20 protein-coding genes are annotated in these 12,739 nt (G+C 58.2%); 17 read left to right on the top strand and 3 right to left on the bottom strand.

Going from position 1 to position 12,739, the window contains the following annotated elements; translation table 11 throughout:
* Nucleotides 1-52 precede the first annotated feature (52 nt).
* From HKK54_RS28860 to HKK54_RS28800, 13 genes are all read left to right on the top strand, one after another.
* Nucleotides 53-910: a replication protein gene (locus HKK54_RS28860; RefSeq protein ID WP_169388684.1), complete on the top strand. Its 858-nt coding sequence runs from the start codon at nt 53-55 to the stop codon at nt 908-910.
* Nucleotides 900-1,706 carry an ATP-binding protein gene (locus HKK54_RS28855; protein WP_169388683.1) on the top strand — a complete coding sequence of 269 codons (807 nt, stop codon included), beginning with the start codon at nt 900-902 and terminating at the stop codon, nt 1,704-1,706. Before HKK54_RS28860 ends, HKK54_RS28855 begins: the two co-directional genes overlap by 11 nt.
* Nucleotides 1,707-2,144, top strand: a complete 438-nt coding sequence (locus HKK54_RS28850) for a hypothetical protein (protein ID WP_169388682.1) — start codon at nt 1,707-1,709, stop codon at nt 2,142-2,144. It abuts the gene before it with no gap.
* Nucleotides 2,141-2,491, top strand: a complete 351-nt coding sequence (locus HKK54_RS28845; protein ID WP_169388681.1) for a hypothetical protein — start codon at nt 2,141-2,143, stop codon at nt 2,489-2,491. The genes HKK54_RS28850 and HKK54_RS28845 overlap by 4 nt, the downstream gene beginning before the upstream one ends.
* Nucleotides 2,488-2,958, top strand: a complete 471-nt coding sequence (locus HKK54_RS28840; RefSeq protein WP_169388680.1) for a hypothetical protein — start codon at nt 2,488-2,490, stop codon at nt 2,956-2,958. Before HKK54_RS28845 ends, HKK54_RS28840 begins: the two co-directional genes overlap by 4 nt.
* Complete coding sequence (locus HKK54_RS28835) at nt 2,955-3,545, top strand: recombination protein NinG (RefSeq protein WP_169388679.1); 591 nt, start codon at nt 2,955-2,957, stop codon at nt 3,543-3,545. Before HKK54_RS28840 ends, HKK54_RS28835 begins: the two co-directional genes overlap by 4 nt.
* Nucleotides 3,542-4,087, top strand: coding sequence for a hypothetical protein (locus HKK54_RS28830; RefSeq protein WP_169388678.1), 546 nt, complete (start codon nt 3,542-3,544; stop codon nt 4,085-4,087). Before HKK54_RS28835 ends, HKK54_RS28830 begins: the two co-directional genes overlap by 4 nt.
* Before the next feature lie 120 nt (nt 4,088-4,207).
* Complete coding sequence (locus tag HKK54_RS28825; RefSeq protein WP_169388677.1) at nt 4,208-4,564, top strand: hypothetical protein; 357 nt, start codon at nt 4,208-4,210, stop codon at nt 4,562-4,564.
* Between the two features lie 81 nt (nt 4,565-4,645).
* A complete protein-coding gene (locus tag HKK54_RS28820) occupies nt 4,646-4,858 on the top strand; it encodes a Com family DNA-binding transcriptional regulator (protein WP_169388676.1) in 213 nt (70 codons plus the stop codon).
* The gene (locus HKK54_RS28815; RefSeq protein ID WP_169388675.1) at nt 4,846-5,718 is read left to right on the top strand and encodes a putidacin L1 family lectin-like bacteriocin; all 873 of its coding nucleotides are present in this window, start codon (nt 4,846-4,848) and stop codon (nt 5,716-5,718) included. The genes HKK54_RS28820 and HKK54_RS28815 overlap by 13 nt, the downstream gene beginning before the upstream one ends.
* Nucleotides 5,719-5,861: 143 nt before the next feature.
* Nucleotides 5,862-6,191: a hypothetical protein gene (locus HKK54_RS28810; protein WP_169388674.1), complete on the top strand. Its 330-nt coding sequence runs from the start codon at nt 5,862-5,864 to the stop codon at nt 6,189-6,191.
* A 196-nt stretch (nt 6,192-6,387) separates the two neighbouring features.
* Nucleotides 6,388-6,726, top strand: coding sequence for a hypothetical protein (locus HKK54_RS28805; RefSeq protein WP_003218335.1), 339 nt, complete (start codon nt 6,388-6,390; stop codon nt 6,724-6,726).
* Nucleotides 6,723-7,067 carry a hypothetical protein gene (locus HKK54_RS28800; protein WP_169388673.1) on the top strand — a complete coding sequence of 115 codons (345 nt, stop codon included), beginning with the start codon at nt 6,723-6,725 and terminating at the stop codon, nt 7,065-7,067. Before HKK54_RS28805 ends, HKK54_RS28800 begins: the two co-directional genes overlap by 4 nt.
* A gap of 64 nt (nt 7,068-7,131) precedes the next feature.
* Here the strand turns inward: HKK54_RS28800 and HKK54_RS28795 are convergent, their stop codons facing one another.
* From HKK54_RS28795 to HKK54_RS28785, 3 genes are read right to left on the bottom strand one after another with little or no spacing between them, the layout of a single operon-like run.
* Complete coding sequence (locus HKK54_RS28795; protein WP_169388672.1) at nt 7,132-7,620, bottom strand: DUF6530 family protein; 489 nt, start codon at nt 7,618-7,620, stop codon at nt 7,132-7,134.
* Nucleotides 7,621-7,678: 58 nt separating this feature from the next.
* On the bottom strand, nt 7,679-7,879 hold the full coding sequence (locus HKK54_RS28790) for a hypothetical protein (RefSeq protein ID WP_169388671.1): 201 nt from the start codon (nt 7,877-7,879) through the stop codon (nt 7,679-7,681).
* Between the two features lie 58 nt (nt 7,880-7,937).
* Nucleotides 7,938-8,147, bottom strand: a complete 210-nt coding sequence (locus tag HKK54_RS28785) for a hypothetical protein (RefSeq protein ID WP_169388670.1) — start codon at nt 8,145-8,147, stop codon at nt 7,938-7,940.
* A gap of 87 nt (nt 8,148-8,234) precedes the next feature.
* On the opposite strand from HKK54_RS28785, the gene HKK54_RS28780 reads away from it, so the two are divergent.
* The 4 genes from HKK54_RS28780 to HKK54_RS28765 are packed head-to-tail and all read left to right on the top strand — an operon-like array spanning nt 8,235 to nt 12,738.
* Complete coding sequence (locus HKK54_RS28780) at nt 8,235-8,756, top strand: hypothetical protein (RefSeq protein ID WP_169388669.1); 522 nt, start codon at nt 8,235-8,237, stop codon at nt 8,754-8,756.
* Nucleotide 8,757: 1 nt separating this feature from the next.
* On the top strand, nt 8,758-10,248 hold the full coding sequence (locus HKK54_RS28775) for a terminase (protein ID WP_169388668.1): 1,491 nt from the start codon (nt 8,758-8,760) through the stop codon (nt 10,246-10,248).
* Entirely contained in the window at nt 10,248-11,708 is a 1,461-nt protein-coding gene (locus HKK54_RS28770) for a DUF4055 domain-containing protein (protein ID WP_169388667.1), read from the top strand. The genes HKK54_RS28775 and HKK54_RS28770 overlap by 1 nt, the downstream gene beginning before the upstream one ends.
* Nucleotides 11,626-12,738, top strand: coding sequence for a minor capsid protein (locus HKK54_RS28765; RefSeq protein WP_178121005.1), 1,113 nt, complete (start codon nt 11,626-11,628; stop codon nt 12,736-12,738). The genes HKK54_RS28770 and HKK54_RS28765 overlap by 83 nt, the downstream gene beginning before the upstream one ends.
* The last annotated feature ends 1 nt before the right edge of the window (nt 12,739 follow it).

Raw genomic sequence — 12,739 nt, 5'->3', positions numbered from 1 at the left:
AAAAGCCGACGTACGAGGTCGGCTTCTTCAACAGCTTTAAGCGAGAGAAATCATGCCAAACATTGTTCCGTTACACAACCCTCGGGGATTCACCCGTATGGACAATAGCCTTATGGAGGCTTTGGCTACGGTTGACCTGCCAGCGCGTGAGCTGCGCGTGCTCATGGCCATTGCACGCCAGACCATCGGCTATCAACTGGAAACCAAACGCCTAACTGCCGACGACATCGGCAAGCAGACCAACTTGCGCCGCGACGTTACGTCGAAGGCGATCAGCCACCTCCTTGAGCGCCGCATCATTTTCCGCGTTGGCGGGAGCCGTGGGGATATCGGCATCGCGCCGGTCCGCGAGTGGTCGTTCTTCGAAGAAAAACAAGCGAATCTCACTGAGACCAAAACGTCTCACTCAGACAATATCGTCTCACTGAGACGTCCTGCGAGTGAGACCAAAACTGCTCACTCCCTTCTTTATACAAAGAAAGAACCCCTATTAACTCTTTCTTCGAAAGAGATTAATCCGCCCCAAGAGCCAGCCGAACCGCCGAAGCCTGATCGCAAAACTCCGTTCGGCATGGCCCAGTTGCTGGCCGACAACCCGCACAACGTCCCTGAGCAGTTGTTGGCTGACTGGCTGACCCAGCGCAAGGCCAAACGTGCCGCCGTGACCGCCACCGTCTGGTCGACCGTGAACACCGAGCTGGCTAAATGCGCCGAGGCCGGGATCACCGCTGACGAGGCCATCACCGAAGCGCTGAATTCCGGCTGGCAGGGTTTCAAGGCTTCCTGGGTGATCAAGCGCTTGGCCGAGTCCGCGCCGGCACCAGCCCCTCAGTCACGCCACACCGGGTTTGCTGAGCGCAACTACACCGATGGCCTGATTCAGCGAGAGGACGGTTCCTATGCGATCTGAGCCCGCCCAGCAAACTCCTGAACTACCGCCCGGAACCCGTATCCAGCCCGCCGAGTGCGAGACACACGGCCACTACGACCAGAAGATTTTCCCGGTTCTGGGCAAAGAGCTGAAGAGCGGTTGCCCTGAGTGCAGCCGAATCATTCGCGAGAAGGCTGAAGCTGCGGAGTTGGCCAACAAGGCGATGGAGCTGCGCATGGCCATGGAGCGCAAGCTCGGCGCCGCGCTGATCCCCAAGCGCTTCGCCAGCAAGACGCTGGATGGATACGTTGCCACCACTACGGAGCAACGAAAGGCGTTGAATACCTGCCGCCGGTATGCCGCTGAGTTCGCGCAGATCGCCGAGACTGGTCGCTGCCTGTTGCTGCTGGGAAAACCCGGTACCGGTAAGACGCACCTGTCCGTGGCGATCGCCAACGAGATCATGGCCAGGTCCAGCGCAACGGCGGTGTACCGCACTATCGGCGCTGTGCTGCAGGCCATCCGCGCGACCTACGACCATTCCAGCGACCAAAGCGAAAGCCAGATCCTGTCGAGCCTGATCAGCCCCTCGCTGCTCATCCTGGACGAGATCGGCGTCAGCAAGGAGAAGCCCAGCGACTTCGAGCTGACGACCCTGTTCGCAATCATCAACGGCCGGTACGAAGAGCTGCGCCCGACGGTCATCGTTTCCAACCTGGACGGCCAGTCGCTGCCGGCCGCCATTGGCGAGCGCTGCATTGATCGGCTGCGGGAGGGCGGGGTGATCGTCATTCCGTTTGAGTGGGAATCGCAGCGCGGAAAGGAGGGCTTTTGAATGGCAAGCATCCAGAAACTTAAGGCGTTGATCATCGAGTTGAGAGAGGACGCGGAGGTTGCAGCCGACTGCGGACACCACTACGAAAACCTCGATGCGGCCGCTGATACGCTCGGCGAATTCATTAGCCTGCTCGAAAACCCTCCTGGCACCACCGAACTCGCTCTTTTGCGAATGGGTTATGCCCGCGCAACCGCTGAGCGCGACCAGCTCAAGGTTGAGAACGAACGACTTGAGAGCGAGGCTGTGTATTCAGCTGCTGGCTTCGATGCTGCGCGCGAAGAGATCGCACGGATCAAGGCCGAGAACGAGGCGCTGGTTTCCGCATTGAACGACATTCTGCGAGTAACCCCGATGGGCGTCGAGGCTTTCGGTATTGCTGCGCTGGTGCTTGGCGAGCTTTCTGGGGCCGCCATGGGCAAGGGAGAGCAGTCATGAGCGGAGATTCCACGAAAGATTGGGCTGAGGCCCATTGGGCGCCGCTAACTGGCGAGAACACGGAGCTGACCCAATTCAATATCTGGCACCACCGGCGTTTCGGCTTTGTCGATCATCGCGACGCCGCTTGTGGGAATCGCTGGCTGGTTTGGACGGCCTCTCGCCAGGCGCTGGTGATTGAGCTGCCTGAGCCGTATGCCGTGGTAGGCGACTACGCCGCATGCGGTGGAGGCCGGTCAGTTTGGGATGTCGAGTATGCGGCAAAGATAGATGACCGCGTGTGCACGAAGACACCCGTCTATGACCGGGCATCACTGGAGGCCGCAGGCCTAAAGGTGAAGTCATGACGGACAAGATCAGCGTCAACTGCCGCTCCATGCTCACCGAGGCCATCACCCGCATGTCCAAGATGTTCGAGGACAAGCACTTCGTGGTGGTGAGTCTTCGCCCGGGCAAGGACCGCACCCTCGACCAGAACCGCCTGTGGTTCGCCATGTACAAGCGCATCGCCGAGATGACCCAGATCGGAGACGCCGCCGACGCCCGGCAGTACTGCAAGTTGCACATCGGCGTGCAGATCCTGCTGAACGAGGACGCTGGGTTTCAGGCCGAGTGGTACCGGGTAATGCGTCATCTGCCCTACGAAACGAAACTGGCCATGATGGGCGAGTGCCACTTGTTCGGCCCCGACGGCTTCCCGGTGACCAGCCTGTTCAATCGCGCCCAGGGCATCAATTACACCGATCGCATTGCGGCCTATTTCACAGGCCAAGGTGTGGTTTTCACTGATCTACTCAGCAAGGAGGCTGCATGATCGCCAAGCAACCCAAACCGAAAAAGTGCAAGAACCCGGCATGCGGCATCAGCTTCCCGCCGCAGCGCCTGGGCCAAGCCGTGTGCAGTCCGAAATGCGGCCTGGCCATCAAGGACGTGAACCAGGCGAAGGCGCGCAAGTCGCTGGATCAGGTTGAGCGCCGCGAGATCAAGGTCCGAAAGGAGAAGCTGAAGAGCCGCGGCGAACACATGCGTGAGGCTCAGCAGGCGTTCAACGAGTACGTCCGCACCCGGGACCAGGCCGCCGGCCACCTCTGCATCTCCAGCGGCAAGCCGTTGGACTGGAGCGGCAACGCAGTCGATGCCGGCCACTACCGCAGCGTTGGCTCCGCGCCGCACCTGCGCTTCGATGAACGCAACTGCCACGCCCAGAGCAAGCAGGACAACCGATTCCTTTCGGGCAATGCCGTGGATTACCGGATCGGCCTGATCGCGCGAGTCGGCCAGGAAGCGGTTGACGCCCTGGAAGCCGACCAGAGCGTGCTCAAGTACTCCGTCGAGCAGATCAAGGGCATCAAGGCCTACTACCGGGCAAAGACCAGAGAACTGAAGAGGGCTGCAGCATGACCTATCGCAACGTTGTTTCAGCAGTAGTTCGGGCGCTCGCGGCCGAGACCATCAGTTCCGCCGGCGGCTGCGACTTTGAGCCCAAGGTGCAGTGCGCGAAGCAGAAGGGGGAGATAGTCGGCAAGGAGGCGGCATTTCTCCAAGACTGCTGGGTGTTCGGTCGGCTGCATAAGGCGCTGACCCCGGCTCACTGGCGGGCGCTGGTGGCCAAGTACTCCACCCACGAGGAGCGCAAGCACGGCGCGATCCTGGAGCTGCTGAATTCGGTGAAGTCGCCGGCGCCGAAACGGTTTCGTGAGTGTGCTGTGCTGACGTGGGCCATTCCGCAGGTTGCCGGTGCCGAGGGCAAACGTTCCTCCGCAGTTTTGCCGGCCGCCTGGTACGACATCACCAATTGGGACAATGACGGCAAGCCGGAGTCGACCCGTTATCGGTGGCGCTCGTCTATCCGCAAAGCGTTGAATGACCAGGTAAACGAGGCGCTGACGGCCGCTCAGGAACTGCTCGACGCCGAGGGCTTAATCGAAAGTTGCGCGGCGTAGCAAATAGCCATTGCAATGAGTGAGAAAGTGAGAGAGTATTTATCCATCCTGTCGATCTTGCGCGTTAGGGATTGACATAAAAAAGCCCGGCCAACGTGTCGGGTTTTTTATTGAGGTGATATGGATACTGCCCATAAGTATAGCCAGGTTATTTTTGCGGCTCTTTTCGCTCCTGGACTCGTTTCCGTTGCCCTGGTGATTGCTCTATCGCGGGCTCGAAAAAGATTCCCCGCCATTTCTCGCTGGGTAGCCGTAGCGCTATTCGGAATAGGGTTATTGTTTATCGCTGGCGCGTTGCCCGCATGGCAGATTCTGCTCCCTGAGCCGTGCCATTATTATTTTACGAAGCCAATGGGCCTGTGCTGGATGGAGCCATCTGCAATTTTTTCGCTGGGATTGTTTGCAGGTCTGCTCGGCGCACTGACTGCTCTTCTGTTAATGAAAATATGGCGGGTGATGGTCAGGATGCGCAGTTAAAACACCATACGAAACAAAGTTGCCCAGCCTTCGCGCTGGGCTTTTTATTGCCCACGGAAAGGGCGATTTAGCAAAAGGAATTTGCAGATGTTGAAAGAATTCAGATGCGGTAACTGCAAAAGACTTCTCGCCCGTACGGGTGGGTTTACAGAGCTCCAGATCAAATGTTCCCGATGCGGGACGTTGAATCATGCGAAGGCCGCGAGCCTCGAGCAATCGCCTTTGAGCGACACGAACGCGGGATCTTCCGCAATCAATTGTCCGACTCAAAAGGTGAATACATGTCTTACTTGACCCCTTTCACAGCGAACGGCGGCTCTGTGCTCCCTCCGCGAAACGTCATGAGCGCTGGCCAGTTTCTGCAGTCGCCGAATAAGCGCTTCCGGTTGATCTATCAGCCAGATGAGAATCTTGCGCTCTACGATGGTGATAAAACCGTATGGGTTGCAGACTCGAACAGTGCGTATGCCACTCAGCTAATTTACAAGTGGCAGGCCGTTACCGCGCCTCAAGTTTTCATGAACTACAGCCTTGTGCTCAACGACTTCAGCCGTCAGCGCATTTGGCAGACCACAAATAGCGACGTATCGGGTGGCGACAAGAACTTCGATAACGTCGCTGTGCGAACTCATCTTCAGGTGCAGGACGACGGCAACATGGTCATCGTTGAGTCGGCACCTCTTTGGACGACTTCTGGCCTGCCGCTGCTCTACGGTCAGCCGTCATACATCTTCCCGCCTGGCACGTACCTTGAGCCCGGCAAGATTTACACCGTTGGTAGCTATGGTGTGGTGTTCCAGGGCGACGGTAACCTGGTTGTCTACGGCCCTGGCAGCTCTGTTGTCTGGGCGAGCTACACCCAGGGCAAGGGCGGCACCACCTGTGTCATGCAGGGTGACGGCAACCTGGTGATTTACAACGCTGCCGGTGTTGCTCTGTGGCACACCCACACAGCTGGGAATCCAGATGCAGTTCTGAGCTTGCAGCTCAACGGCCGCTTCACCATCACTCAGCCACGTCCAGTTTGGGCGCGGTTTGGCTATACGCCTTCGATCCGCGCACGCAAGGTGTACTACCCAGACAACTCTGATCCGTTGACCCACAGCACCAAGCCGTTCCCGACTCAGATCGGCACAATCGGCTACGAGTTCTGATCTCTGGCGCTCTGCTTCAACTCAGGCCCAACGCGTTGCATTGGGCCTGTTTGCAAGAAGGTCGAGAACCTCACCTCATCGCCTCTGAGCGACATGAAAGCGGAATCCTCCGCGACAAATCATTCGACTCAATAGGTAAAAAAATGACTGTACGTGCACTTGGTAAAAGCTTCAAAAACGTGAATATCAACAACCCCTTCATCGCATACCCGCTGATTGCACCTGGCGATAACCCTAATGGCGTGATTTTGCGAACACTTTATGCAAGCGGGAATGTGATTATTAGTACCACGACGCCTCCTGCTAGCGCCGATAACTACGTGAAATATCCGATTATTCCTTCCAGTCGAACGCAGTACGACGACCTTTTGATTCCAGCTGGCAGTGGAGTATTCGTTTACTTTACGAACCAGTATGCCAACACGGTACAAATGTCCTGGGACGTGCTCAACGCTGACGGCACCGTTGCGTAAGTAACGCTCAAGCGGGGGAACCCTAGTTAAGTGTGGGTTTTCCAAGAAACACCGCGCGGCTTACGTCGCGCAACCATTCTAAGGCCTCGACATTGATCGGGGCCTTTTCGTTATCGGCCCCGCCACACCCATTGCCCCGAGCTGGGAGTGCCGTCGGGGCTGACCTATTTCAAACATGCCCCACGGAGTCGAGCGCATGGAGTATCTACAGCGCCTGCTCGACAAGATCGACAGGTTTGAATTATTGATCGCGGGCCTCGTTGGCGCCGTGATCGCCAGCTGGTGGCACAAGGACGACTTGAACGACTGGCGTGCCTGGATGATCTTCCTCATCACCGGCATGGCCTGCTCGATCTACCTGACGAGCATGGTCAGCACCTACCTGGGTGTGACTGAGCCGAAGATCGTCGCAGGCATCGGCTTCCTGCTGGGGGCCTTCGGCGGCTCGCTCCTGGCGGCCATCAATCGAGCCATCAAATCCGCTGACCTCTGGGCGCTTATTCGCCAACGGTTTGGGGGAGGCAATCCACCATGAATCTTGAACTGATCAACTCCGTCGCCTGCGGCCTAATCGCGCTGTGGGCGGCCTGGTGCGTAGTGAGCGGGAAGGTGAGGGACGGCATCCTTGGGAAGCTGATCTACTCGGCCATCGCCATCAGCGGCTTCGTCGTTATGGCGCGCAGTCAAAACATCTTCTTCGGCCCGACCAGTGCCGGCCTGACGCTGCATGTGTCTCTGGCCCTGGCCGGCGCCCGCCACATCTTCATGGTCACGTACTGGCAGCGGGTTAAAGCCTGGCTTTGCCGGACGCTGAACTGCGAGCACTGCTTGCACTGTGACAAGGCGCCTGGTGGTGTCGAGGGCCGGGGCAAGTAATCCGCGCCACGTTTTCGAATGCGCCAAATCTTGACGCGACGCTGATTGAGTTAAAGGGGGGAGCCTAAAACTTTCCTTGAGTTTTGAGGCTGCTCAGAAGCCGGTAGAGCGTGTCAAAGCGTGCTTTCAGGTCGCCGTCGTACTTTTTCAGGAAGTTATCAAAGCGGTCTTGCTCGCTGGAGGTGACAGACTCTTGCTTAACCAGAAAGCGTTTCTCCTGTTCTACGAAAAGGTTGCGTTCTATTTCCACGCTTTGGTCTTCTCGGTCCAACAAAACCTTGGCTAAAAATATCGTTGAATCAATGACTCGGTGAAGTGGTAACTCCTCTGATTGGGGAGACCATTGTTTGTCATGGCGCATAATTTTCAGAGAAAGATCTGTATCACCCCACTGAGACAAACCAACGGAGAGGTATTTTGCATCAGTATTTTTTTTGTGCATGCCATCGAAGTGCCAATAGGGCATCGCGTAAACGGGCTTGTGCGCAAGGCTATGTGACAGCGCGGGTTTGACTATGTACTCAGTCTTGGCGTCGAACTCTTGAATGGGCATGCAGTGCTGATCCTTTGCGTGTTTTGTGTGAGCTTGCGAGACGTGAAAAGTGAGCAGCCTACAGCCAAGTGACCCGGACGTCAGTGAAACGCATACGCGCGAGAGATTCCTCGGTCGTCTGGGTGCCTATGATCTGACCACCTTTTCCGCCAAGCTTCAGCTCCATCAAAAGCTCATGAGCATCTATGCGCTCAGGAGCTTCTCCGTGCTCTGTCTGCGGAGCATTCATGTGGTCGTAGGTCAGTTCGTACTTATGCATCGTTCTTCTCTACCAGTTGCGGAGTGGGTGTGCCGCAGGTGAGTGCGGCACGGACTACTTATTTATTGTTGGCAATTGCCGACTGAATTTTATCGGCATAACTGGACAACTTATCGAGCTCGTACTCGATGGTTGTGGCTGGATTCGCCGAAATCTTTTTGGCAATGATGTCGAGTGCGGACGCCACTGCAAAGTGACGCTTCCCATCGGCATCGGATTTGAAATAAGCGGGCACATTTAAAATTGTGTTGGGGCCGGTATCAGACATTTTCACTTCCTTTGATTGAATGAACCTAACTCATACCGGCATCGCGCCACTATTTCAATACCACCTTTGAAACTACCTGAGGCAATTATGGCAACCAAGCAACCCGACTGGGAGGCAATCGAACGTGCCTACCGGGCCGGGTTGATTTCAGTGCGCGCCATAGGTGAATCGCACGGTGTGAACCACGCGACCATCCTGAAGCGAGCAAAGAAAGAAGATTGGAAGCGCGACCTGACAGACCAGGTTCGAGCGGCAACCAAGCAGAAGGTAACCACGGCGGTAACCACTAAAAGTAACCAGTCGAAAGTGGTTACCGACGCCGAGATCATCGAAGAGGCGTCCGATCAGGCTGCAGCTGTCATCCTGGCTCATCGCTCAGGGCTGGCGCAGTGGCGCGGCATTGCCGACAAACTCAGCTACGTGCTGTCCGACATGGAAGTGACCCCAGACAACGCCGGTGACTTCGCTCGATCCCTGAACGCTGGTGTCGATGCCCAGCTCAAGGTCATCAAGGGTGAGCGCCAGGCCTACAACCTCGACACTGAGACCGGCGACAAGACAGTCAGCGACCTGGCTGCACTGATGGACGATCTATCGAAGGAAGCCTGACATGAAGCCCGAGCACTTGAAGCTGCTCCGGGATAAGCGCTGGCGGTTGAACAACCTCTACTTCATTACCGACAAGCAGGGAAAGAAGGTTCGCTTCCGGATGACGGACGAGCAGATCGAATACTTCGATGGGATGCATACTCGCAACATCATCCTGAAGGCCAGGCAACTTGGCTTCACCACCGAGTGCTGCATCATCCAACTGGACGCGGCTCTGTTCGAATCAGCCAAGTGCGCCCTGATCGCCCACACCCTGAACGACGCCAAGCGCCTGTTTCGGGAGAAGGTCAAATATGCCTACGACAACCTGCCTGCTGAGATACGCGCCGCCAATCCTGCTTCTAACGATGCTGCTGGTGAGCTCGTGTTCAGCAAGGGCGGATCGCTCTACGTGTCCACGTCCTTCCGGGGCGGGACTCTACGGTATCTGCACGTATCCGAGTTCGGGAAGATCTGCGCCAAGTTTCCCCACAAGGCCAGAGAGATCGTCACCGGAGCCTTCGAGGCTGTCGCCACCGATTGCTTCGTCACGATTGAATCGACGGCGGAGGGCAGGGCGGGATACTTCTTCGATTACTCGCAGAGCGCGGAACGGCAGCAACTGGCCGGCGTGCCCCTGGGCCTGCTGGACTGGAAGTTTTTCTTCTTCTCCTGGTGGAAGAACAAGGCCTACTGGCTTGACCCGACTGACGTGGTCATCCCGCAGCGCCTGACCGACTACTTCAACGAGCTTTTCGCGAAGCACGGCATTGACACGAACCCAGGCCAGCGCGCCTGGTACGCCGCCAAGGAGAAGACTCTCGGCGACGACATGAAGCGGGAATACCCGTCACTGCCGGCGGAAGCCTTCCAGCAGTCGATCGAGGGCGCCTACTACGCCAAGCAGTTCACCAAGCTGTATGGCGCGCAGAGGATCGGCCCGCTACCGGACAACGGTCATCTGCCGGTGCACACGATATGGGATATCGGCGTCGGCGACTCCACGGCCATCTGGTTCGTCCGGATTGTCGGCGAGGAGTACCACATCATCGACTTCTACGAGAACAGCGGTGAAGGCCTACGGCACTACATGAAGGTGCTCAAGGACCGCAAGTACACGTACGGCGATCACTGGGGCCCGCACGACATCGACAACCGCGAATTCGGCAGTGATGGCAAGACCCGGCGCGAACTGGCCCGGGAGGGCTACGAGATCGATGGACAAAAATACAGCCTCAAGTTCAGCGTTGTTCCGAAGCTCGGCATCGACGAAGGCATTGAGCAGGTTCGGGAGATCCTTCCGGCCTGTGCCTTCGATGAGTCCAAGTGCGAACTGGGTATTTCCTGCCTGGAGAACTACCGAAAGGAGTGGGACGACAAGCGGGGCTGCTGGAAAGACAAACCACTTCACGACTGGTCATCGCACGGCGCGGACGCCTTCCGCTACTTCGCCGTCTCGATGGGCCGACGCAAACGCACAGGCGGAACACGCCGAATTGGAGGCTTGGCCTGATGCCAGTGCAATCGACAAACCCCGACTACGACGCACACATCGCCGAGTGGGAAATGATGGACGACGCGCTCGAGGGTGAGTGCGCCGTGAAGCGCAATGAGCGCAATCTGCCCAAGCCGAGCGGGATGGTCGAAGCTGAAAAGCTCGACGCTGCGGGTAACAAGTACCTGTACGAGAACTACACGGCCCGGGCTCAGTATGAGCACTGGGTGCGGGATTCGCTGAGATCGATGATGGGCCTGGTTTCTCGTCTGATCCCGGAGATAGAACTGCCCAGCGGCCTGAAGGGGCTGGAAGACAACGCAACGGCGGACGGCTTCGGCTTGAAGCAGCTGTTCTTCCGCATGGTTCGCCAGGCGATCTCCCACGGCCGGGTGCCGCTGGTGGTGAACATCGATGAAAGCGGCGAGCCGTACTTCTCGACGTACGCCACCCGCAACGCGATCAACTGGGACACGGCTGATCAAGGCGGCCGGCAGGACCTGGTGCTTTCTGTGTTCCGCGAGTTCCGCAAGAAGGGCGGCGATCGCTACAGCCATGACTGCGACACGGTATTCCGTGAGTTCTTCATGCTCAACGAGGTCTGCTACACCGCTGTGCGGAATGAAGGCGGTGAGCTGGTCGAGGATGAGAAGCCGCTTGGCACCACCGGTACCGACAACCGTCTCGTTAAAGGCCTGGCCTATTTGCCCGTTATCTACTGCGGCTCGACCGACAATTCACCGGACGTCGACGAGGTACCGCTGCTGACCATGGCCCGGGCCGCGCTAAAGTCCTACCAGTTGAGCGCTGACTACTTCACATCACTGCACCAGACCAGCCACCCGCAGCCGTGGGTATCTGGCCTGGATGAGGCGGTGGAGCTGAGCGTCACCGGCCCATCGGCGGCATGGGACCTTGGTCCGAATGGCGAGTGCGGTTACCTGGAGTTCCAAGGCGCCGGCATCGAAGCAGTGCGCAAGGCCATGGATGACCAGAAGAACGCCGCGCTTGAGGCCGGCGCCAAGGTCATGGACGTGGGCGGCACCGAGTCGGGTGAGGCGCGAAAAACACGCCAAAACGACCAGCATGCCACGCTGCACAGCATCGTCATCACGGTGGCCGAGGCAGTGGAGCAAGGTCTCCGATACGCCGCCGAGTGGAAGGGTTACGACCCCAAGCAGGTCAAGTTCAAGGTGAACCCTGAGTTCGTGACTCCGGTGGTCGACGCCCAGGTGCTCGCCGAGCTGCTCAAGGGTGTGATGGCCGGCACGATCAGCGCCGACACCTACTGGCAGTACCTCACCACCGGCAAGCTGCCGGACCGCCCATATGACGAAGAGGCCGACCTGATCAGCGATGAGCGCGAGTCGGCCGGCATCAACTTGGACAAAGACGATGCCGACGACAAACCTGGCGCAGGCGGACAGCCAACTGCTGGAGCAGACGACCCGCCACTCGGTAATGCTGGAGCGGCTTAAGGCCGGCGAGGTCAAGAAGTTCGAGAAGTACCTGCGCCAGATCGACAAGCTGGTGCGGGACCAACTCACCCGCAAGGAACTGACCACCTACAGCCGGGACCGCCTTGAGCAGTTCCTGGCTCGGGTGGACGGCAAGCTGCTGGAGATCTACAAGGCCTACGGCGACATGGTGCAGGCCGATCTGGTCGATATCGCGCTGTACGAGTCAAGCTTCGAGGCTAAAAGCCTGAGCAATGCACTCTCCATCGATGCGGTGGTGCCGACCAACACGGTGATCCGTGCGGCGGTGTTCTCCTATCCGCTTCAGGTAAAGGGTATCGACGGCGGCAAGCTGCTGAAGAGTTTCGTCAGCGGCTGGACGCGGACCGAGACGATGCGCGTCACGAACACTATCCGGCTCGGCTTCGGCCAGGGCCAGACCAATGCCCAGATCATTCAGGCGATTCGCGGTACTGCGGCGCAGAATTTCACAGACGGCGTCTTGGCAGTGAGCAACCGCAACGCCGCCTCCATGGTGCAGACGGCAATCCAGCACGTGGCTACCACGGCGCGAATGGAGACGCTAAAGGCCAACAGTGACGTGGTGCTGGGCTATCGCTGGGTTTCGACGCTCGACCGCAAGACCTCGCAGCAATGCAAGGGTTTGGACGGAATGCGCTTCGACCTAGGCAAAGGCCCGTTGCCGCCGGCGCACATCAACTGCCGGTCAACCACGGTGCCGACCACCAGGCTTTCGGAGATGTTCGCCAAGGACGCCACGCGCGCCTCGGTGGGCGATAACGGCGGGGCTCAGGTCGACGCCGGCCTGAATTATTACGAGTGGCTGGCAACGCAACCGGCGAGCTTCCAAGACCATGCTCTTGGGCCGGTCCGGGGCAAGTTGTTCCGCGATGGCGGGCTGACTCCGGAGAAGTTTGCCAAGCTGCAGCTCGACAATTCGTTCAAGCCGCTGACCTTGGCGCAGCTGAAGGATGCAGAGCCTGACATGTTCACCCGAGCAGGCGTTACACTCGGCGCTCAACCAGGTTGAG

Origin of the sequence: Pseudomonas sp. ADAK13, from assembly GCF_012935715.1 — a bacterium.
In the GTDB taxonomy this organism is placed as follows: Bacteria; Pseudomonadota; Gammaproteobacteria; order Pseudomonadales; family Pseudomonadaceae; genus Aquipseudomonas.
The sequence above is the reverse complement of the archived record's forward strand: the minus strand, read 5'-3'. Positions and strand labels throughout refer to the sequence as shown.